The organism is Mesobacillus sp. MER 48, from assembly GCF_023714225.1.
GTDB classification, from domain to species: Bacteria; Bacillota; Bacilli; order Bacillales; family Cytobacillaceae; genus Mesobacillus; species Mesobacillus oceanisediminis_A.
Genome location: NZ_JAMAUR010000012.1, coordinates 17,536 through 37,908 on the forward strand (window position 1 = coordinate 17,536; position 20,373 = coordinate 37,908).

General features: G+C 41.8%; 21 protein-coding genes. 6 read left to right on the top strand and 15 right to left on the bottom strand.

The window, feature by feature from the left end; genetic code table 11:
* The first annotated feature begins 410 nt into the window (after positions 1-410).
* The 4 genes from M3593_RS22195 to M3593_RS22210 all read left to right on the top strand — a co-directional run bounded on the left by M3593_RS22195 (position 411) and on the right by M3593_RS22210 (position 2,904).
* A complete protein-coding gene (locus tag M3593_RS22195) occupies positions 411-857 on the top strand; it encodes a hypothetical protein (RefSeq protein WP_251544855.1) in 447 nt (148 codons plus the stop codon).
* Positions 858-894: 37 nt separating this feature from the next.
* On the top strand, positions 895-1,245 hold the full coding sequence (locus M3593_RS22200) for a hypothetical protein (protein ID WP_144481311.1): 351 nt from the start codon (positions 895-897) through the stop codon (positions 1,243-1,245).
* 99 nt (positions 1,246-1,344) lie between these two features.
* Positions 1,345-1,941, top strand: coding sequence for a hypothetical protein (locus tag M3593_RS22205; protein WP_251544856.1), 597 nt, complete (start codon positions 1,345-1,347; stop codon positions 1,939-1,941).
* Between the two features lie 438 nt (positions 1,942-2,379).
* Positions 2,380-2,904 (top strand): ECF transporter S component, encoded by a 525-nt coding sequence (locus M3593_RS22210; RefSeq protein WP_144481309.1) that lies wholly within the window; start codon positions 2,380-2,382, stop codon positions 2,902-2,904.
* A gap of 301 nt (positions 2,905-3,205) precedes the next feature.
* Here M3593_RS22210 and M3593_RS22215 read toward each other — a convergent pair whose 3' ends face one another.
* The 13 genes from M3593_RS22215 to M3593_RS22275 form a co-directional block, all read right to left on the bottom strand.
* The gene (locus M3593_RS22215; RefSeq protein WP_251544857.1) at positions 3,206-3,907 is read right to left on the bottom strand and encodes an SH3 domain-containing protein; all 702 of its coding nucleotides are present in this window, start codon (positions 3,905-3,907) and stop codon (positions 3,206-3,208) included.
* Between the two features lie 220 nt (positions 3,908-4,127).
* Positions 4,128-4,583 (bottom strand): hydrogenase maturation protease, encoded by a 456-nt coding sequence (locus M3593_RS22220; protein WP_144481307.1) that lies wholly within the window; start codon positions 4,581-4,583, stop codon positions 4,128-4,130.
* Positions 4,583-5,989, bottom strand: coding sequence for a nickel-dependent hydrogenase large subunit (locus M3593_RS22225; protein ID WP_251544858.1), 1,407 nt, complete (start codon positions 5,987-5,989; stop codon positions 4,583-4,585). The genes M3593_RS22220 and M3593_RS22225 overlap by 1 nt, the downstream gene beginning before the upstream one ends.
* On the bottom strand, positions 5,982-6,887 hold the full coding sequence (locus tag M3593_RS22230; RefSeq protein WP_251544859.1) for a hydrogenase small subunit: 906 nt from the start codon (positions 6,885-6,887) through the stop codon (positions 5,982-5,984). Before M3593_RS22230 ends, M3593_RS22225 begins: the two co-directional genes overlap by 8 nt.
* Positions 6,884-7,405: a cytochrome b5 domain-containing protein gene (locus M3593_RS22235; protein WP_251544860.1), complete on the bottom strand. Its 522-nt coding sequence runs from the start codon at positions 7,403-7,405 to the stop codon at positions 6,884-6,886. The genes M3593_RS22230 and M3593_RS22235 overlap by 4 nt, the downstream gene beginning before the upstream one ends.
* 56 nt (positions 7,406-7,461) lie before the next feature.
* Positions 7,462-8,466 carry a hydrogenase expression/formation protein HypE gene (gene hypE / locus M3593_RS22240; protein WP_251544861.1) on the bottom strand — a complete coding sequence of 335 codons (1,005 nt, stop codon included), beginning with the start codon at positions 8,464-8,466 and terminating at the stop codon, positions 7,462-7,464.
* Positions 8,467-8,468: 2 nt separating this feature from the next.
* Positions 8,469-9,575, bottom strand: coding sequence for a hydrogenase formation protein HypD (gene hypD / locus M3593_RS22245; protein WP_144481302.1), 1,107 nt, complete (start codon positions 9,573-9,575; stop codon positions 8,469-8,471).
* Positions 9,550-9,783 carry a HypC/HybG/HupF family hydrogenase formation chaperone gene (locus M3593_RS22250; protein ID WP_144481301.1) on the bottom strand — a complete coding sequence of 78 codons (234 nt, stop codon included), beginning with the start codon at positions 9,781-9,783 and terminating at the stop codon, positions 9,550-9,552. The genes hypD and M3593_RS22250 overlap by 26 nt, the downstream gene beginning before the upstream one ends.
* Complete coding sequence (gene hypF / locus M3593_RS22255; protein ID WP_251544862.1) at positions 9,746-12,082, bottom strand: carbamoyltransferase HypF; 2,337 nt, start codon at positions 12,080-12,082, stop codon at positions 9,746-9,748. Before hypF ends, M3593_RS22250 begins: the two co-directional genes overlap by 38 nt.
* Positions 12,067-12,726, bottom strand: a complete 660-nt coding sequence (gene hypB / locus M3593_RS22260) for a hydrogenase nickel incorporation protein HypB (RefSeq protein ID WP_144481323.1) — start codon at positions 12,724-12,726, stop codon at positions 12,067-12,069. Before hypB ends, hypF begins: the two co-directional genes overlap by 16 nt.
* Positions 12,716-13,084 carry a hydrogenase maturation nickel metallochaperone HypA/HybF gene (locus tag M3593_RS22265; protein ID WP_251544863.1) on the bottom strand — a complete coding sequence of 123 codons (369 nt, stop codon included), beginning with the start codon at positions 13,082-13,084 and terminating at the stop codon, positions 12,716-12,718. Before M3593_RS22265 ends, hypB begins: the two co-directional genes overlap by 11 nt.
* A gap of 141 nt (positions 13,085-13,225) precedes the next feature.
* Positions 13,226-14,746, bottom strand: a complete 1,521-nt coding sequence (locus M3593_RS22270) for a succinyl-CoA:acetate CoA-transferase ScpC (RefSeq protein ID WP_251544864.1) — start codon at positions 14,744-14,746, stop codon at positions 13,226-13,228.
* Positions 14,747-14,874: 128 nt separating this feature from the next.
* Positions 14,875-15,519, bottom strand: coding sequence for a LytTR family DNA-binding domain-containing protein (locus tag M3593_RS22275; protein ID WP_251544865.1), 645 nt, complete (start codon positions 15,517-15,519; stop codon positions 14,875-14,877).
* 155 nt (positions 15,520-15,674) lie between these two features.
* Here M3593_RS22275 and M3593_RS22280 point away from each other — a divergent pair, with 155 nt between their 5' ends.
* Positions 15,675-16,322, top strand: a complete 648-nt coding sequence (locus M3593_RS22280; RefSeq protein ID WP_251544866.1) for a hypothetical protein — start codon at positions 15,675-15,677, stop codon at positions 16,320-16,322.
* Between the two features lie 313 nt (positions 16,323-16,635).
* Here M3593_RS22280 and M3593_RS22285 read toward each other — a convergent pair whose 3' ends face one another.
* Together M3593_RS22285 and M3593_RS22290 are read right to left on the bottom strand one after the other, a co-directional pair.
* Complete coding sequence (locus M3593_RS22285) at positions 16,636-17,661, bottom strand: NADP-dependent oxidoreductase (RefSeq protein ID WP_251544867.1); 1,026 nt, start codon at positions 17,659-17,661, stop codon at positions 16,636-16,638.
* A gap of 788 nt (positions 17,662-18,449) precedes the next feature.
* The gene (locus tag M3593_RS22290; protein WP_251544868.1) at positions 18,450-18,662 is read right to left on the bottom strand and encodes a hypothetical protein; all 213 of its coding nucleotides are present in this window, start codon (positions 18,660-18,662) and stop codon (positions 18,450-18,452) included.
* A 151-nt stretch (positions 18,663-18,813) separates the two neighbouring features.
* Between M3593_RS22290 and M3593_RS22295 the strand changes: the two genes are divergently transcribed.
* On the top strand, positions 18,814-19,602 hold the full coding sequence (locus M3593_RS22295; RefSeq protein WP_251544869.1) for a hypothetical protein: 789 nt from the start codon (positions 18,814-18,816) through the stop codon (positions 19,600-19,602).
* Positions 19,603-20,373 lie beyond the last annotated feature (771 nt).

Sequence of the window (20,373 nt, forward strand, 5' to 3'; positions counted from 1 at the left end):
ACTTGCTTGTCAGTTCAGGATACTATCAGCGGTATTTAATAAAGTCAACGACGATTCTTAATATTCAGTCTTTTTACCTAATAATTCAGTTATCATTAATTTTATAAAAAAGGCTTTATTTATCAATGTTTTGGTGGTCATTACATTCCTGAAAATAGTTATATTTATCCAGAATAGTTATTAACATGAATATCAGTTTGTAATTGTAAGTTATTCCTGCGAAAAACTTGCTGACTTTACTCCAAAACTAAACGGCCTGCCTGCTATTATCTGGCAGCAAATGAAAATCGGGGCTTTACTGATACAAACGTACATTTTACATTTTTAAAAACCAATTAGTTTGTTTGTCCATTCAAAAAAAAGAAACGAAAATATAATGCTAAGGAATCTAGTAAAAAGGAGTGAATGAAATGTATAGAGAGTACAAGAAGTATCCAATGCCGCAGTGGGATTATCCCGAAAAAGACCGCAAAAAATCCAAAAAGAAAGACAAATGCGACAAGAAAGAGGATAAAAAGTGGTATAAGCAGGAGCAGGAACCAGAGCAGATCGCGATTGGCTACATCACTAATGGTGCCATTGCCATCGATGACAGTAATGCATCAGATAACCCAACCAATAGTGCCGTTGCACAGGATTACAGTAATGCTTCTGGCAATCCAGATGACAGTGCTGTTGCACAGGGCCAAAGCAATTCACTGGATGACGGAACGAATAGTTCTGTTTCCCAGGATAAGAGCAGCTCTGCAAACGACACTGATAACAGTGCCCTGGCTCAGGATGACAGCAACGCTTCTGACGATCCATTCGACAGCGCTGTTGCACTGGATGACAGCAAGGCCAAAGAGATTTTTTAAAATGGTTCATTACTAGTAAAAAAAGGAGTGAATTTAGATGTACAAAGATGAAAAAAACAAGTCCCAAAGCTGCAAGCAATTTGCTATTGGCTACATTGAAAATGGAGCCGTTGCATTAAAAGGCAGCAGCGCTTCAGACAACCCCGATACAAGTGCCGTTGCTCAAAGGTTCAGTAATGCTTCAGATAACCCGGTAAGCAGTTCTGTTGCTCAAGGAAAGAGCAATGCAGCTGAAAATCCTGTTGATTCTTCAGTTGCACAGGGTAAGAGCAATTCTGCGGATAATACTCTCGATAGTGCTCTTGCTCAAGACGACAGCAATGCATCCGACAATCCTTTCGACAGCTCTGTCGCCCTCGACGACAGCAAGTCCACGGAAGTTTTTTAAAATAAGAAATAACAATCGATCCCCCACAGCCCCTGTGCAGTGGGGATCGATTGTGTCATTTCCAGCCGCTGAGAAGTATTAGAAAAAGAGGTGAATTTTATGGATAAATGGACTAAGGAACAAATGAAGAAAGAAATCCTGGAGGAGCTGTCTGGTGAATTAACGAAGAAAATCAGGAAAGAATTCAAAAAAATGATAGCTGAATATCTGGAGCCAAGACTGAAGAAGGAAATCAACAAGAACCTTTCGACTCTCATAGAAACGCATTCAGGTCGGGATTTTAACAGCAAGCTGCAGAACATCTTACAGAACTATCCTCTTCAGCTCAATCTCCATCTTAATTTAAGCCAGCATCAAAACCCTGAACAAATCTCCATCGGCCATGTAGACCATTCTGCGGTTGCTGTAAAACACAGTAACGCAGTCGATGACCCGGTTAATAGCGCTGTTGCTCAGGACCACAGCAACGCTGCAGATGATCCTACTAACAGCAGCATTGCACAGGGCGGGAGCAGTTCAGCAAATGCTCCTACGGATAGTGCACTCGCGCAAAATGACAGCAGTGCCATTGATAATGCGACTGACAGCTCTCTTTCCCAGGAAAACAGCAACTCGTCTGATGATCCGGTTGATAGTCAAATTTCTCAGGACCATAGTAAATCTTTCGAAAAAGATGCTGATGCTCCGACTTATTGAGATTATAGAGTCATTATCCCTCTGCGGCATTTTGTTTCTTCCATCCCGCTCCATTCATATTCAAGAGCATCCATTGGGTGCTTTTTTGTTTGTAATCTGGATTTCTTAAGATACATATCTTTTTCAAAAAAACATACATCTCTTGAATGGCAAAATTCGTATATATGCGTTGTTTTAAAACATCCTTTGACCGATTTATACGTTTTTCCGAATTAAAGTTATGGTGCCCGTCATGTGTACGTTCAATGAGTCATAAAAGCGAAATAAATCTTCTAAATCAAAACAAAAGCTTACTTTAAATTTTCAAATATTCGGTATGTGTGTATATTTTTAAGTATTTATTAACTTCCCAATAAGGAGTATGATAGTAATTAAAATAATATTTTCGTATAGAAGGGCATCTTGCGAAAAGGACATCATAAGGAAAGAGGTAATTATATGAATGCAGCATACTCTACATCTACAAGCATGTCTAAAACAAAGACTCTTGTGATTAATGCTCTTTTTATCGCGTTGACCGTGGTAGCGACAATGTTTATCAACATCAAGCTTCCAATCATGGGAAATGGCGGTTTGATCCACCTTGGTAACGTTCCTCTATTCATCGCCGCGTTTGTTTTCGGCAGAAAAACAGGAGCAATTGCAGGAGCTTTCGGAATGGGATTGTTCGACTTGATCTCCGGCTGGGCTGTATGGGCTCCATTCACATTCATCATCGTTGGTTTGATGGGTTATCTGGCAGGCTTGATGGCTGAAAAAATGCCAGGCAAAAAGGTAGTTGTTTATTCGCTCGCAGTGATCGTCGCGATGCTGATCAAGATTGTGGGTTACTATTTTGCAGAAGTCGTCCTTTACGGCAACTGGATCCAGCCATTCGGCTCCATCCCGGGCAACATCATGCAGGTGGTACTCGCAGGATTGATTGTGATCCCTCTTGCAGGACGAATCAAGAAGTTGTTCTAATCAGTAAGATCAGAGTAATAAAGAAATCCCCTATGGTTTCATAGGGGATTTCTATTATGTATAAGGTCATGGTATGAAGCTGATTTTGTCGATACCACTTTAAAAATTTGTAGATATTTCTCGGGAAATTGTTGAATTTTGAAAGTGGATCAAACATTTTCGACTTTATTTGCCATAGCGTATCGTCTGACGATATACAGACAGACACCAGTCCCAATGCTTTTTGTACATTGCTTTATATCGGCTGGCAATATGCGCTTGTGTTTAATAGCATTCTCTTATACTTATAAATACCGCTAATTTATTTCTTGAACAACGAAAATAGCCAGCTCCATTTTCTGTTCCGGATTTCCTCTTCTAAACGTTTGTTAAAATCAATTTGAGAATTCCACTCATTCTTTTGTTCCTCGCGCATTTTCTGCAGCTCTTTTTGCAGGAGTTCACTTCGCTCCCTTTCCTGTTCCAACAAGTCTTCGTATTGGGCATTTTGCTGTTCCAGGATCCTCTCGATTTTCGCATTGGTTCTTTGGGCTGAATTCCCAATACTCGAACTGATCACATGATGATCCTGCTGAAGCTGTGAGACATTCGTTTTCAGCTGGGCCATATCGTTTTTCAGCTGCACATTCATTTCACGCGCCGCTGCCAATTCATTGACAACAAAAAGTAAAACCTCTTTTAACTGATTCGGGTCCTGAGGCAGATTTTCGTATGTATCGTTAAGAGCGATTTCTGTACCGCCCGCTCCTTCCAGCTTCTCTCTTTGCTGTGCCACAAGGTCCTTGGCTGTTTCATCCAGCGGCTTGTCCGTATCGCGTAACGCTACAAGTGCTTGGATATCGGATTGCACGAAGATCCGGCGGTCACCATCTTTCAAAAACTCGTAACCATTTCTCTCCAAAATCTGGCCATACTTTCGGACAGTAGGCGTCGCAATCCCAATCTCTTCCGCCACTTCCTTCGTTGAGAATGCCTGTTCATTCGCTTGTATATCGTGTCGCATATCGCACATGCACCTCCTATTTACCAATATGCTAGGTTTTAACCGTAATTGCAATAGTCATATCGTCTATATTTATATTCTATCAGAAATACCGCTGTCTGCCATGTCGGTTAGTAAGTAATTTTCACCCTATCCATGGCGAATAATGTCGAAAGCCCGGCTCAACAGAAGTTGAAGCCGGGCTTTTAAGCGATATACAACTGGTCACACCCTGATACACTCAATTCTTTCCTATCAATTCGTCTATAGTTTGTGTTACATCCTCCAATATTCTTTCCCATTGATCTTGTAAGGTTTTGCTTAATCCGATATGAAACCTGATTTCATCAGGCTCCACGCCCAAGAGGTATCCCCTGATGGATTCTTTTTGCCCATATAATAGATTAAACAGGTGGAAATCATGCGGGGAAAAAGCCAACTCGCAGTGTTCATGCAAATCAGCAAGCTCATAAACCGTAAGACTGCCTGGTGTCTTCCCTGAAACGGCAGCATCAATAATAATCACTATTGGAGCGCCCATTATTTGCTCCAGGCAATAATCAATATCCGATTCACCAATCAAAAACAAAACATCCGGGTCACAATTCGTCCTGGATAGCTCCTCTACCAAGTAAATACCGATCCCATCATCCATCATCAGCATATTCCCAATGCCTAAAACGATGACCTTCTCCATTAGAACACCTTTATTGTTTTCACTTGTTTTCCGGGAGTGTATACATGAGTCGCACAGGACATGCATGGATCGAAAGAACGCAGGATTCTTCCGATTTCGGCAGGCTTATCCGGATTCTGGATGGGTGTCCCGATCAGCGCTTGTTCAGCGGTCCCTCTGTAGCCATTATCATCCCTTGTTGAAAAATCCCATGTTGAAGGAGTGATGATTTGATAGAATGAGATCTTCTTATCTTTTATCTTAAGCCAGTGTCCCAGGGCTCCTCTTGTTGTATCGACCAATCCCCTTCCAGAAGCTGATTCCGGAAGTTCATATTTTTTCTGCACATCCACTCCCGGGATGATCTGCTGGAGCAATAACTTCATGATCTCAGCGATTTTTTTCGTTTCAAGCGCCCTGGCAATGGTCCGGTCCATAGCGGAGATGCCATTATCATAATTCCCGCTTAGTATCAGTCTTGCCAGCGGCCCCACCTCAAATGGAAGCCCGTTATATCTTGGCGCTTTTACCCAGGAATACGCATTCTTCTTATCCATATCAGGTTCCGGGACGACTTCACCAGGTGAATACGTTTGTTCTGTTGATGTAAAGTAAGAGTAATCAATTTTCTCCAGGATCTTACTTTCGTCAAAAGCCTGCATACCTTCCCCAGTCAATACAAGTGGATCAACATATAAAGTCCCGAGCTCTTTATAGCTATTAAAAGAGCCATATGACAGCAAATTCCCGTATCCGCTGCCCAACTGGTAGTATTCTTGATAATATCGGGCGATATCATATACATCCGGAATCATTTTTTCATCAATGAACGCAGATATCTTCTGTAAAATCGAATCCAGGTGGACCACCTTTTCTGCGGTTGCCTGGGTCGTGATCCCGCCAATGAAAACCCCATGGTTATGTGGGGCTTTTCCTCCGAGGACCGCGAGCATCTGGTGGCCAAGCCTGCTGATTGTCAGAGACTCAAAGTAATGCCTGGATATCCGGTCATTGATTTCAGTTGGCAGCCGGAAGTCATCATGATCGGCTTGGAACAGCGAATTTTGTTCTATTTTCACAAAATCGAGGACTGTATATTGATAAAAGTGGCGTATATGATTTTGCAGAAATTCACAGCAATGAATGATATCCCTTAAGTACTTCCCCTGTTCCATCGGCTCAATCTTCAGGGCATCCTCCAACGCCAAAGAAGAAGCCATCGAATGTGCAGCCGAGCAAATCCCGCAGATCCGCTGGGTAAAATAAACGGAATCAAATGGGCTTCTCCCGATCAGCATTTGCTCAAACCCTCTGAATAAATTGCCTTTTGTTTTTGCCTCGACCACCTGATTGTTTTCTACCGTTACATCAATTTCCATAAAGCCGCTGATCCGTGTTAGTGGGTTTATGACAATTCGCTTACTCATCCTTCACCACCCTTGTCGTGTCATAGCTGATAAACGGAGCCATCGCATCCGGAAAACCAAATTGCGCACAGCCGATGCATGGGGTATCGTCCCCTATCGGCCAGTTCACATGTCCGTTCCATTGCCTGGTCGGGCAATCAATCCTTGTCACCGGCCCGCGGCATCCAAGCTTGAAAAGACATGTTTTATCTCCCAATTTCTCTGCAAATATCCCCCTGTCAAAAAACGGCCTCCGCGGGCAGCGATCATGGATGAGGGTGCTGTAAAACATCAGCGGGCGGCCAAGATTATCCGTTTCTGGTTCTCCGTAAAGGAGCATATGGGCAAGTGTTCCCAAAAACCAGTCAGGATGGACAGGGCACCCTGGCAGTTTAATCATCTTCTTTTCTGGAAGAACAGTTTGCAGGCCCACTGACTCAGATGGATTCGGCCTGGCAGCAGAAACACCGCCATGGGTCGCGCATGCACCAACAGCGAGGATGCCCGCCGCTTTGTCTCCAAGCATCCGGGCAGCCTCAAGACCCGTAAGCGGCTTTCCTTGCCAGCTGCCGATAATATTGTAAAGACCGTTATTTTTTAGAGCGACTGCTCCCTCAACAGCCAATATGAAATCATCATTCATTACCTCCATCAGTTTTGCAATTGCCTGTTCTCCTTCAGCTGCCATAAGGCTGTTGCTGTACCGCAAATCGACCATTGAATTTAACGCATATTCGAAATCAGGATTTTGCCCATTCAATAACGAAATAATATTCCCTGAGCATCCGTTCAATTCCAGGTATACTAAGTTTCTTTTCTTGATCAAACCCCGATCAAGTTGTTTGATAGCTGTATTTGTAAGTCTCTCAGCAATCGCCTCATTCGTTAACGGTTCTGGCGGTAAAATAAACTGGCTCATTGCATTAACCTCCCCACCACTGGCAGCATCGCAAGGATGGATTGCTGTCCGGCATGACAGGAGGCAAATTCCCGGGAATATTCCCTTCCCGAAACCAGACCGAAATGGGTCGCTGCCGCCCAGGCACGATTGTTCGTCACATCATAGACGATGCCATTCACGGCAACATAAGCAGGCATTCCGTTTTTGCCATCGAATGCTGCTAACTCTTGTATCGTAAAAGATCGTTGATTGTTTGTTGTGTTATTTGGATTTGGCAGGGGAGTGAAGGGCGGTATTTGCGGCTGGTTTGTAGTAGCAGGCTGCGGAATCGAATTCTGTATTGGCCCAGAGTTTTTACTTGCCTGATTAGCAAGGAGTTCACTTAAAAAATGAATAGAAGACAGCGAGTCCCATATGCGCTGCAGAATTTGCTGGTTTTTATAGTAATCACTCGTTCTCGAAAGTGAATACAAGTCTTGCCGTGCCTGGGTGATAAGGTGATTCAGCTGTAATCTGATTAACTGGATGTTGTTCATAACTTCCTCTCCTTAAGGCAGCTTTCCTCCTATCCTATGCGGTAGCCCAGGAATAATTAACATATTCTTGGCAGGAGCATGCCAGAGAGACGCTGCAGCCTGCGTGTTGTACCAAAAGGAGTCCTCAACAACAGTTTACCGGACTCCAGCGATGATACCTGGCCAATCACTTCAGCATCCCTGCCGAATTCGTTTTGTTTCATTATTTTCATCGCATTCTCTGCCAAACTCGATTCTACAATCAGCACAATTTTCCCCTCATTGGCTAAATAAAGTGGATCGAATCCTAAAATATCACATGCTCCCTGGACATCCTTCCGTATTGGAATCGAGCCTTCTTCAAGCTCGATCGTCACCTGAAAGTCTTCACATATCTCGACAAGGGTAGTGGCCAGTCCGCCCCTTGTGGGATCCCGCATGATTCGAACCCCTCGTATTTCATCTATGAGTTTTTGAATAAGATGATTCAATGATGAACAATCACTCGTGACATCTGTCATCAGTCCCAGTTCATTTCGGGCGGCAAGAATTGAGACGCCATGATCCCCTATTGTACCGCTTACGATTACCGCGTCCCCTTTTTTCATTTCTTCCGGATTTGGACGGTGCATCTCCTGCAGTTCCCCAATGCCGGTTGTATTGATGAAAAGACCATCCGCACTTCCCTTTTCGACAACCTTTGTATCACCGGCAATAATATGGACACCCGCCCGTTCCGCTTCTTCTGCCATACTCTGGACAATCTTCTTCAGGTCCTTTACCGGAAACCCTTCTTCAAGAATGAAGCCTGCAGTAATAAACCGCGGGATTGCTCCGCAAACAGCTAAATCATTTACGGTCCCTGTTATCGCCAGCTTTCCAATATTGCCTCCAGGGAAAAAGATCGGATTCACGACAAAGCTATCGGTCGTCACAGCCATATTATTGATCATCCCAGGCAGAATAGCGGAATCCAGTTTCGTCAGGACTCCATGGCCAAATGACTTAACAAACACATCCTGAATCAGCAGGTGGGTAAGTTCACCGCCCTCCCCATGCGCTAAACCAATTTTCTGGACCAAGCCTATTCCCCTCTCATATATTGATAATGTGCCGCACAAGTGCCTTCCGTTGAAACCATACAAGGCCCAATCGGATGCGCTGGTGTACACCCTTTATTAAACAAAACACAGCTTTCGGGATTGATTAATCCCCTGATGATTTCACCGCAGCGGCATTTTGTTTTCCTCGGCTCTCCTACAGATACTTCATACCGCTTTTTTGCATCAAATTGTGCGTACTCGTTCTTAAGGACAAGACCGCTTTCTGGAATCGTGCCCATTCCACGCCAATCTTCATCATGGAGCTGCAGATATTGCTTAAGCAATTTTTGTGCGTGAAGATTGCCCTCATCTTTTACAACAGAAGGATAGTCATTTAATACATCCTGCTTATTCTCGAGAAGGAGCTCCAGCAATTTATAGATGCCGCTTAAAAGCTGCACGGGTTCGAATCCGGTTATTACGCCAGAGACCTGGTAATCCTCCACTAAAAAATCAAAGCTCTTTTTTCCTAAGACGACTGAAACATGTCCTGGTAAAATAAAGCCATCCAGCTTGACCTCTCCTGAATCCAGAAGAGCTCTCATAACTGGTTCCACCAATTTCGTTGTCATCCATACACTATAATTCTTCAACTCTTTTCTTTCTGCTTCGCAAATGGCAAGAGTCAAAATAGGGATCGTAGTCTCAAAGCCAATCCCGAGGAGAATGACTTCCTTATTGGGATTTTCCTCGGCGATCTTCACACTGTCCAATGGTGAATAGATCACCCGGATATCCTTGCCGTCCGTTTTTGACTTCATCAGGCTCACCCGGGAACCAGGCACGCGCATCATATCGCCAAACGTACACAGGATCCTGTTGGAACCTTCAGCCAATTGAATCATTGCATCAATTGATTTCTGGTCTGTCACACACACCGGACATCCGGGACCGGCAATCAGCCTGACATGATCCTTCAACCTGGTTTTTAACCCCGATTTGGCAAAAGCCATTGTATGTGAGCCGCATACTTCCATCAATACTGGCACTCTTCCAAATTTCTTTTTAAACTCTCCAGCCAGTTCAATCACGGCCTCCAGTGACTGACGGGCCAGGGCCGGATCAGAGAGCGTCTCCAAACTTTCCATTTATAATATTCCTCCATTCCTCGATGCTTTCGCGTGCAAAGGTCTCGTCTACTACGGTCATCGCCTGTCCGGCATGAAGCAATACATAGTCGCCTTTTTTCACTTCTGGGACAAACAGGATCCCGACATGCATCCTTGACCCCATCACATCCACCAGAGCTTTCTGCTCCTCAATCTCCATCACCTTTGCGGGTACTCCCAGGCACACAGTGATCCACCACCTTACTTTTAATAGCATGAGAAGCTATGATGATTTGCCCTAATGATAAGCCGCCATCATGACAGGGAACGTTTTTATGCGTCTTAACGGCAAACCCTTTTTCCACGAGCCTTGCTTTGATTTCTTTCGTTAAAAATAAATTCTGGAATGAGCCCCCTGACAACATGACCGTCCTGTTCAGGTGCGGGTTTCTTTCTGCTAATCTTTCAATCATCTCCACACAGCAGGAAACAATAGTTGAATGAAAAGTGTGAATGATTTTGGCCGTACTGACGCTGTTGGATTGATCCTGGATGATTTGAGAGAGCATTGGGGAAAGGTCTAGTTGAAGTTGATTTGCCTGGTTTGTTTTTAGATGGAATGGATAAGTGTCAGCTGGATGGTCCATCTCTTTCATCATGTAATCTGATAATCTGATTGCCGCTTCCCCTTCATATGAGGAAGTTAAACAAGTTCCCAGAATCGCACTGACTGCATCAAATATTCTTCCGCAAGTACCTGCCATCGGGGTGTGAATTTGATTCAAGATCATCTTTTTTAGAATGTTGATTTCATTGGCTTTGTCAGGGAATAGCTTCATTGCTATCTCTATTCCGTCTTCTTGCCAGTATTGATAGAGCATTCCGACTGCATTTCTCCATGTTTCTTTCACGGCTTTCTCCCCGCCTGGAAGCGGGGTATATTCCAGATGGCCAAGACGTTCAAAGGAATCGGCATCGCCGTAGAGAAACTCAAATCCCCAGATATTCCCGTCATCGCCATAGCCGGTTCCATCAAGGATGATCCCGAAACAAGGTTCCTCGATGCCGTTATCCTCCATACAGGAAACATGATGGGCATGGTGATGCTGAATGGGTATGATGTTGCAATCATATTCTTTTGCCAGTTCCGTTGATGCGTACAGTGGATGCTGATCAATTGCTATATGCTTCACTTCAACATCCAGCCATTTTTGATAGTGATAGATCTGGTCCTTAAAAAAACGAATCATTTCTTCGTTGTCCAAATCGCCAATATAGGAACTGACCACGATGTCCTTTTCCTTCCCAAGCGCAAAGGTATTTTTTTGATTTCCGCCAAAAGCAAGAATTCCATCAACTTCTGATTGAGTGTGAAAAGGGTCCGGCACAAATCCTCGTGCCCTCCTGTGAAAGAGCATATGCTCACCGTCAAACTGTACGACAGAATCATCAATCGGAAGGTGAATGTCCCGGTTGTGGGTTAATAGAAAATCATATAAATAGCCGTCGATGGTTTCTTCTCTGTAAGGAATCGGCAGTCCTGAAGGGTTGGCACTGGTCATGACCATACTTTCGAGTCCGCTTGTTTCAAATATCCTGTGATGCAAGGGAGTATACGGCAGCATGATTCCAATCGTGGACAATCCTGGTGACAGCACTTCCGGAAGGGTGCTTTCCTTTCTTTTCCGCAACACCACGATAGGCATGACTGTACTGGTGAGCATTGCCTCTTCTTCTTTTGATAAATAACAATGCTTTTTTACTACATCCAGATTCCTTGCCATAATGGCCAGTGGACGGTAGAGACGATTCTTTCTTTTTCTCACTTCCAAGATTGCCCTCTCCTGAAAAGCATCACATGCGAGATGAAAACCGCCGATGCCTTTTATCCCGACAATATGGCCCCTCCTTAATAGTGCACCTGTCTCAAGAAGCGCCTTCTCATCCTGTGCCGCCAACTTCCCTTTTTGATAAAATAAAGCAATGCTTGGGCCACATGCAGAACAGCATATCGGCTGGGCATGATGCCGACGGTTCAACGGGTTTTCATATTCTTCATGGCACTGTTCACACATTGTAAATTCACTCATCGTTGTATATGGCCGATCATAAGGCAGGGCCTGGATGATTGTGTAGCGCGGGCCGCATTGTGTGCAGTTGATGAATGGGTATTGATATCGCCGATTGGATGGATCTTTCATTTCTCGCAGGCAATCCTCACAAATCGCCGCATCCGCAGAAATCCATGGTAAGGAACAGGAATCTATTTTTTTGCTTGGGATGATCGTAAATTCTTGAAAATAGACAGGGGGAATTGGAGTTGCGGTAATTCTATCGATCTTTGCCAGAGGTGGCGGTGAATTTTTTAGTTCTGCTACGGCTTTTTCTAGCTCATCTTCGTTTCCTTCCAGAATCAACATGACATGGTCAAGATTATTCTGGACGGTTCCCGTCAATTGAAATTTTTTCGCAAGGGAATAAACGAATGGCCGAAACCCAACTCCCTGCACCCTTCCCGTCACCCTGATGCTCACTGCTCCGTACATTGCCTGTACGCTTCCTTGATCCAGTTGACCCAGCCTTCAAGACCTTCACCAGTCTTCGCGGACAAAACCATCAGCTCTGCCGCAGGATTAATAGTCTCTAAGTCTCTTTCAGCTTCCTCAACACTGAATGAGACATATGGAAGGAGATCGACCTTATTGATAATCGTCAGATCCGTACGCCTGAACATCACAGGATACTTCGGGATTTTATCATTGCCTTCCGGTACGCTTAATACGACGACTTTATAATCTTGTCCTAAATCATAGCCTGAAGGACAAACCAGGTTCCCTATATTTTCGATGAAGAGAATATCAATGTCTTCCAGGTCAAATTCTGGAAGTGTTTTGGCAATCATCCTCGCATCAAGATGGCAGCCTCCCACTGTGTTAATCTGAATTGTTTTTACCCCTAAAGACCGCAAGCGCTCCGCATCACGGTCCGTGGCCAGATCTCCTTCAATTACGGCCACAGTAAAATCGTGGCGCAATGACTTGATTGTTTCTTCCAGCAGGGTCGTTTTACCGGCACCAGGTGAACTCATGAGATTGATGACAAGTGTTTTGTGATCTTTAAATAGTTTTCTATTATAAACGGCAGCTAGATTGTTATCCTTTAACACATCTGCGCCAAGCTCAATTTTCATCGCCTTCAACCCTTCCTTCATAAGATTCAACCCTGAACGTTTCACCGCTCACCAGCAGGCTGCCGGGAATGCCACACTCCGGACAAAGCGCAATCCTGTAATCAGGCTGAAAATTACACCGGCATTCCGGGCACCAGGCTTTTGCTTCTTCCCGAATAATATGCAGCCTGCTATCTTCGTCAATCAAACTGCCTTCCTGTCTCTGAAAAAAGAGAAACGCCAGCTCAAGGGCATCGGGCAGGACATTGGATAAATCCCCCACTATGACATCAATCTGATCCAGCTTTTTAAAACCTCTTGCAGCAGCGTCCTCTGAAACGATTTCAATGATTTCTGACATAAGTGACATTTCATGCATCCTAACACCACCCAAGATATCCCTCATCTTATTTTTATGCCTGTCTTTTTGGAAAAGACCTGTGAGCCTCCGATAGGAGCTGGAACATAAAAAACTCCCCAACCTCAAGATGGCTGGGGAGTTCACATCTATTGTTAAAAATTAAACTTGAACCGTTTCCGCCGACTTTTCTAACATTGTACCCTTGCTGGCAAAACTGGTATGCCATGATAGAGCTTTTTCCAAAACATGCGGTGTCTGCCCGCCTCTTTGCAGTGCTTCCTGGTAATAGGCGCGCAGCTGCTCGCGGTACATTGGGTGCGCACAGTTTTCAATAATCAGTTGTACTCTTTCCCTTGGTGCGAGGCCTCTCAAGTCTGCATACCCTTGTTCGGTGACAATCACGTCGACATCATGCTCTGTATGGTCCACATGTGAGACGAAAGGCACGATGCTTGAGATATTCCCTCCTTTGGCAATCGATTTAGTGACAAAGATGGCCAGGCGCGCGTTTCTGGCAAAATCGCCGGAACCGCCGATTCCATTCATCATTTTCGTGCCGAGGACATGAGTCGAATTCACATTTCCGTAGATGTCTAATTCCAAAGCTGTATTGATGGAAATCAACCCGAGACGGCGGATGATTTCAGGGTGGTTGGAAATCTCCTGAGGGCGCATCATCAACTTCTCGCGATATTTTTCAAAATTCGAGAACACCTGCTGCATTTTTCCCTCGGAAAGCGTGATTGAACAGCAGGAAGCAAATTTGACCTTCCCCGCATCGATCAGGTCAAACACCGCATCCTGAAGCACCTCTGAATAGACCTCCAAGTTCTCAAACTCTGAATCCAGCATTCCATGCAGAACAGCATTGGCAACAGAACCAATCCCTGATTGTAATGGGGCCAGGTTTTCCGTAAGCCGGCCGCTCTGAACTTCTTTTCGAAGTAATTCGATTAAATGCTGCGCCATCACGACCGTTTCTTCATCCGGAGGAACAATCGTTGAAGGTGAGTCCAGCTGATTCGTGAACACAATCCCTTTAATCTTGTCTACATCGACCGGGATCCCGATGGTTCCAATCCGATCGTCTGGTTTAGTAAGCGGGATAGGCTTCCTTTCACCCTGTTTTCCTGGTTCGTATAAATCGTGCAGTCCCTCGAGTTCTGTTGACTGGGCCGTATTGATCTCAATGATAATCGACTTCGCATTCTGGGCGAATGCCATGGAATTCCCTATTGAAGTCGTCGGAATGACCATGCCGTCTTCACTGATTGCAACCGCTTCCAAAATTGCGACGTCTACTTCCATGACATCCGCGCGAATCAGCTCGGCTGTATGCGATAAATGCTGGTCCACAAATAGAAAGTCTCCCTGATTGATGCCGCGGCGCATTGTCGGATCTGCCTGGAATGGCAATCTTTTGCCGAGGATGCCTGCCTCAGCGAACAGCTTATCTACATCTGAGCCCAGTGAAGCTCCGGTATATACATTAACCTTAAAATTTTCATCTTCATTCACCCTATTAACCAGGGCAAATGGTACCGCTTTCACATCACCCGCACGCGTGAATCCACTTAAGCCTAAAGTCATTCCATTTTCAATGAAGGAAGCTGCCTGTTCAGGAGTCACAACTTTGTCCTTCAGACGCTGATCTCTAATTCGGTCTAATTGCTGTTCCATATCTCGATCCCTCGCTTAATGAATAGTTATAACCATTTTACCCATTAGCACTATCAAGAAATGGTTTTTAGAACACTAGACAAAAGATTCCGACAAAACAGCAAATTTAGGTACCAAAGCAGAAAAACTCAGAATCCCAGCAGTTTTCTAAAATAACTGGAGTAGGATTGGCTGACCGGCACATGCTCACCATTATCCATCGACAACAGAAAAGTGGAATGAGTATCGGGATAAATCGTCTTGATATGGTTCACATTCACAATGAATGAACGATGGCATCGGATAAAGGAATCCTTCGGAAGCAAATATTCAAATTCCTGCAGGGAGTATTTATGTGTTCCCGATATTTCATCAGTATAGACATGGGTCTTCTTATCTTTTGCCTCAATATGGATCACTTTCGAAAAAGGAACCGGGATCCAGCCATCCTGGGTTTTCAGGGTGACAACTGACTTCCCATCGGTCAGCGCCGGATAAATCGCCGTCACACAGCCCTCAAGCTCGCCATTATGTAAAAACGGAACCGCCATGCCATGATAAGGAATGCCAAAAACATCCCGGTTAATAAACTCAGAAACCTTCTGCTTCGACTTCAGCGCCTTATAGGCAATCGTCCCTTCCTTCACAGGATCGCCAGCAGCAATCTTCAAATCCACCCTCTTGCTGGGACGATAATAAATATATTCATTCGTATTCGAAACCGCAATCGAGATTTCATCAGAAAATAACTCCCCGATGACATCCAGCAATGAGCTTAAGGTTATATCCTTCATGCTTTTATCACCTCGATATTATTATACTATTATTATGAAAATTCTTAAGCTGTGCTTTTAAGGAAATACCTTTGCTAACTACTACATTCGTCCACTCAAGTAAGGTGTTATATGCATATCCATATTAAAGAATAAACATAAGGGGTGTTAATAAAATGCCAAAAGAATTTATTAACGAGAAGGGTGAGGTTAAAAACCAGCTCCCACCACTGCCTAAACAGGATGCTGCTGAGTGTTTGGATTTTAATCCAGTTACTCCTGATCAATCTGGTGACCCTCAGTGTGGACCAGTTAATCGAAACGTCAGTTTTTGCTGTGAGGCAGAAATTCCTGAAGGGTTTATGGGCGTGGTTGACGATATAAGGTTAATTTATAATACGAATCAATTAAGAACCTATATAGAGGAATGCGACAAGACTGTTGATACTGACTGTGGTCCTGTAACAGTACCATTATATCAAGTAAGGGTTACAGGATGCATCCCGTTCATTGGAAGCGTATCAGTAATAGGTGATTGCGGAGGATTAGAAACAACAGGAAATGACCCTGCTTGTCAGCCAGCCTTAGATAATTCCGGACTTGGACGTATAAGTTGTTCAGGTAAAGTATGTGTAGACCATGTTATTGGTTGTTCGGCAACTCCACCAACCACTCTCCCTGATTTGAACTGTGACACGATTTCAGTTGCAGCATATGGTGTGTTTAATAATAATCGGCCAGGTGCAGTTTGCGGACTTCAAATTACATGCAGAAGCATAATCTTTGCAGGTGCCTTCCAACTTCCCGCTATTTCCTCCACATAGAATTTAAATCGTGATATGAAAATGGATGCATCTTATTATGAATTTTAATTTGTTATATAAGAGTACAAGCTCTTACACATAAAACTAAACAGGTTCAAAACGTACGATATTCTGATAGATGAAAGGCTTAAAATGAAAATGTTATATGATTGCTTACATGGAAAAAAGGCCACCCATCAGTTTAAAGAACTAAGGATGGCCTTATAACAGGTTTATTTTAAATCGATTTTTTATTGTTGTGAACTGAACAAGTGTCTGCGTATTGATAACTTATTGTCTAACGAACAATAATGAAAAAATCATGTCTGATGCGTTATTTTTCATATTGACGGTCAGCCACTTTTACAAGCAGCTTTCCGGTATTATTACCTTTAAAGAGATCAAGGAATGCATTCGGAATATTTTCAAACCCTTCATGAATCGTTTCTTGATATTTGAGCTTGCCTTCCTGCAGCCATTTCCCAAGCTGCGTTGCACCCTCCTGGAACCTATTTGAAAAATTACCTACTGTAAAACCTTGCATGAGCGCGCTTTTCTTAATAAGCGTGGTTTGCACACGAGGCCCTAAATCCACACTTGCCAGGTTATAAGAAGAAATCGCTCCGCAAACAGGTATGCGTGCATATCGGTTCAGTTTCGTCAGAACTGCATCCGATACCTCTCCGCCAACATTATCAAAATAAACATCAACTCCACCGGGACATGCCTGGCCGATTGCTTCCTTCAAATCCGCAGCTGTTTTATAATTAACCGCTTCATCAAATTGCAGTTGATCCTTCAAGAATGAAATCTTGTCCTCCGCCCCCGCGATTCCAACTACTCTGGCGCCTTTTATTTTGGCAATTTGCCCTACAACAGAGCCGACTGCTCCCGCTGCTCCAGAGACAACGACCGTTTCGCCTTCTTTGGGCTTCCCAATATCCAATAATCCAAAATAAGCGGTTAGCCCCGTCATCCCCAATATCCCTAAATGCGTCGTAATCGGTGCTAACGAAGGGTCGATTTTTCTGATTTCCTTCTCTTTTGCAACATAATGCGTTTGCCAGCCAAACATCCCAATAGCGATATCACCCTGTTGAAAATTTTCAGACTTGGATTCTATCACTTCTCCGATTGAACCGCCTTCAATCACGTTGCCAAGCTGAAAAGGTTCAATATACGATTCTGTATCTTGCATTCTTCCTCTCATATATGGATCAACAGACACATAAAGCGTACGAAGTAAAACTTCCCCTTCCTCAAGCTCTTTCGTGTCCTGTTCTATAAAATGGAAAGTCTCCTCATCGGGCATGCCTTTAGGTCTGTTCGCTAATACAATTTGCCGATTTTTTTCATTCATAGCAAAGCTCCTTTCGTTTTTGATGGATCTTGCTTAATTAGACGATTAGTCTTTTCCGTAGAGATAGTATAGTATCATTAGGTTCTTTTTTTATTGTGGAGGAATCCATATTCTTTTTCAAATAATTCAATTTCAACAAGAAAAAAGAGGCTTCTCAAAAGTTCAATGAACTAATGAGAAGCCTCTTATAAGATGTTAGCATTTTGTTATCAAACCTTTTCAAAGCCCATATATATAAGGCTTCGAGGGGCAGATTACATCATGCCTCCCATTCATCACTTTTTATTAATTGTGCGAAATAGTTAAAACACTAGGATTTTTATTACAAATTTTAGAGAATCAAATATTTTTCTAAATATTACTCAAAAAAAATGCAGACAAATTTTATACTTGGAATTCCTAAATTTAGATTAAGAAAGACTGCTGTATAGGCAGTCTTTTTTCTAATATAAGAAAAGGACTAATAATTTAATTTTTAATCGAGTTTCCCATTTTGTATGCTGGGAGCAATCCTTGAACTCTGGCATACGATTCTGTTTTCATGTCTAAAATGAAGCTTTCCAATGTCTTCATAAAGGCAGACATATTCGAATCAAACAATTCTAATGCTTCCCAATTTTCATTTATTCATGACCATCAAATAAAAAACGTTCAACATGCTTTTTACTAAATGCATAAGCAAACTGTCCTGCAAAGTAATAATTAATACCTTGGTATCGATGTTTTAGGCTGAGTATTAATTCAAAGATATCAAAAACAAGGAACAAGCTCATTTTCAACAAGTATAATCATACTATTGATACTTCATCGATATTTATCGAATACCTTTCTATCTTAGCAATTGATGAATCCCATTCCTTTACCCGATAATCCAAAGGAACAGCTAATTTTATGCCATTATCGTTTAAAAGTGTCTGCAACTGTTTTATTATTTCCTGGCACATAGATTCATATAAGGGTTTAACCAAATCATATTGAGCTTTTAGTTTTTTCTTCACCATATCTTCCTCCATCTAAGTAACTAGATTATGTAAACGTATGGTTGGTTAGGGATTTTCACCTAAGTTGTATATTAAAAAATTCCAATTTTAAAGGTATTTTGCCATAATTTGTAGAAATATACTTACTAAATAAAAATAGGAAGGTGCTTTAATGTTGAAATGGATTACAAAAAAAGATCTAGTCTATTGGTTTTTATTTCTATTATTTACTTGGTTAATAACAAGTCACTATGAAACAACCTTAACTCAATGGAGTTTTGCCGGAACGATAATTTCTATTATATTGGCTGTAATTGCAATTATTTATTCATTCGATCAAAGCTCAACGACTCTTTATTCAACAAGGAAGCTTGAAGAATCGGCTACCAAAATAGAGCATGTAACAAATTTATTAGAATCTACCAGTAACAGAGATATATTCGAAAAATTAGAGCAAAGAATTGAATCTTTAAATACTGTTTTTGATGAAAATATGAAAAAAAACCTTTCTCAACATCAAACTGAATTGACAAAATTATTAAGTGATAAGTTCGATAAGGCTCCAACACAAAAAGATCAAGCTGAATTGCTGACAAAAGAAGAATGGAAGAAAATCATTTTAGGGATTTCACAAAGCGGTGGTCTCCCTATAATTTCATTATTGTATTCATATCTTTCGTTTAAAAACAATCAAGAAATGGAATTTAACGCATTAACTAAGTTTATTTTTGATGATCCTGATTTAAGCGCGGAAGTACTTATTACAATTGCTGATTATATAAGAGGTGGAGTTTACGTCTTCGTCAGTATGAATGCTTATACAGTGGACGATAAAAACACTTTAAATATTAAAGGTGTGTCCCCTTTATTTGAAGAAGCTGTTTTAACATTTATTAATAGCGATAAATTCGTGCCTTTTTTAAACACTATTAGAAGTTTTATGGATTTAAAACATAAATAAATCCATATTCACTAGTTTTATTCTTTTCGTTATAAAAATAAGAAGATACTTTATAATGCGACTTCCAGGTAGCTAATGATTACAGTCAATGAATAACAGACTGATTACCACTCATTCTTTCTGAATAATCAAATATATTAAATCAAGAATTTTATAGTCTTTGCCGTGGTTTGAGATAATCGTCAAAGTAATTCAAGTGAGTGATTTTTTTCCTTCCTCGATGTTATGTTAAATAAAAAAAAACTATCACTTAAAAAAACAAGCTAACTCAACGATATATATTTTAGCTTAAACAACTTTTTTAAGGAGAGATATATTTTGATTTCTAAGGATATAAGAAATATGATATTAGCATTTTTATTTTTAACGATTGTAATAATAATTGGATTGTTATTACGATACTATAACGTTCCTAAAACCGGAATATTTTATTACTTAGGTAATAAAATAAGCACCCCATTTAAATAATGGGGTGCTTATTAATTATTTAGGAGTAAAACCAGCTATAGAAAAATTTTTTATGTTTTTTAACTTATTACAAGCTTTTTTATATATACCATTTTTGCAAATTCTATCAGCAACACTATTAGTTACAAATATAACTACAACACCTATAAAAATTTCTAGCAGGTTAGCCTATATAGCAACCTACATGTAGTAAATTTTATCTATTTTTATAGATATATTTAATGCCTAAAGTTAAAATACGGAAATAAATTAATATTTTTTAACTATTTTTAATTAAATTTCAAATGATAATATGTTATTATA

Bases quoted from the DNA above. Each gene is read 5' to 3' on its own strand.
- M3593_RS22195 (WP_251544855.1), top strand. From the start codon at position 411: ATGTATAGAGAGTACAAGAAGTATCCAATGCCGCAGTGGGATTATCCC.
- hypB (WP_144481323.1), bottom strand. From the start codon at position 12,726: ATGAAAATTGAGCTTGGCGCAGATGTGTTAAAGGATAACAATCTAGCT.
- M3593_RS22225 (WP_251544858.1), bottom strand. From the start codon at position 5,989: ATGAGTAAGCGAATTGTCATAAACCCACTAACACGGATCAGCGGCTTT.
- M3593_RS22220 (WP_144481307.1), bottom strand. From the start codon at position 4,583: ATGGAGAAGGTCATCGTTTTAGGCATTGGGAATATGCTGATGATGGAT.
- M3593_RS22280 (WP_251544866.1), top strand. From the start codon at position 15,675: ATGCCAAAAGAATTTATTAACGAGAAGGGTGAGGTTAAAAACCAGCTC.
- hypD (WP_144481302.1), bottom strand. From the start codon at position 9,575: ATGGAAAGTTTGGAGACGCTCTCTGATCCGGCCCTGGCCCGTCAGTCA.
- M3593_RS22290 (WP_251544868.1), bottom strand. From the start codon at position 18,662: ATGGTGAAGAAAAAACTAAAAGCTCAATATGATTTGGTTAAACCCTTA.
- M3593_RS22210 (WP_144481309.1), top strand. From the start codon at position 2,380: ATGAATGCAGCATACTCTACATCTACAAGCATGTCTAAAACAAAGACT.
- M3593_RS22235 (WP_251544860.1), bottom strand. From the start codon at position 7,405: ATGAACAACATCCAGTTAATCAGATTACAGCTGAATCACCTTATCACC.
- M3593_RS22295 (WP_251544869.1), top strand. From the start codon at position 18,814: ATGTTGAAATGGATTACAAAAAAAGATCTAGTCTATTGGTTTTTATTT.
- M3593_RS22230 (WP_251544859.1), bottom strand. From the start codon at position 6,887: ATGAGCCAGTTTATTTTACCGCCAGAACCGTTAACGAATGAGGCGATT.
- hypF (WP_251544862.1), bottom strand. From the start codon at position 12,082: ATGTACGGAGCAGTGAGCATCAGGGTGACGGGAAGGGTGCAGGGAGTT.
- M3593_RS22265 (WP_251544863.1), bottom strand. From the start codon at position 13,084: ATGCATGAAATGTCACTTATGTCAGAAATCATTGAAATCGTTTCAGAG.
- M3593_RS22205 (WP_251544856.1), top strand. From the start codon at position 1,345: ATGGATAAATGGACTAAGGAACAAATGAAGAAAGAAATCCTGGAGGAG.
- M3593_RS22275 (WP_251544865.1), bottom strand. From the start codon at position 15,519: ATGAAGGATATAACCTTAAGCTCATTGCTGGATGTCATCGGGGAGTTA.
- M3593_RS22285 (WP_251544867.1), bottom strand. From the start codon at position 17,661: ATGAATGAAAAAAATCGGCAAATTGTATTAGCGAACAGACCTAAAGGC.
- M3593_RS22270 (WP_251544864.1), bottom strand. From the start codon at position 14,746: ATGGAACAGCAATTAGACCGAATTAGAGATCAGCGTCTGAAGGACAAA.
- M3593_RS22200 (WP_144481311.1), top strand. From the start codon at position 895: ATGTACAAAGATGAAAAAAACAAGTCCCAAAGCTGCAAGCAATTTGCT.
- M3593_RS22215 (WP_251544857.1), bottom strand. From the start codon at position 3,907: ATGCGACACGATATACAAGCGAATGAACAGGCATTCTCAACGAAGGAA.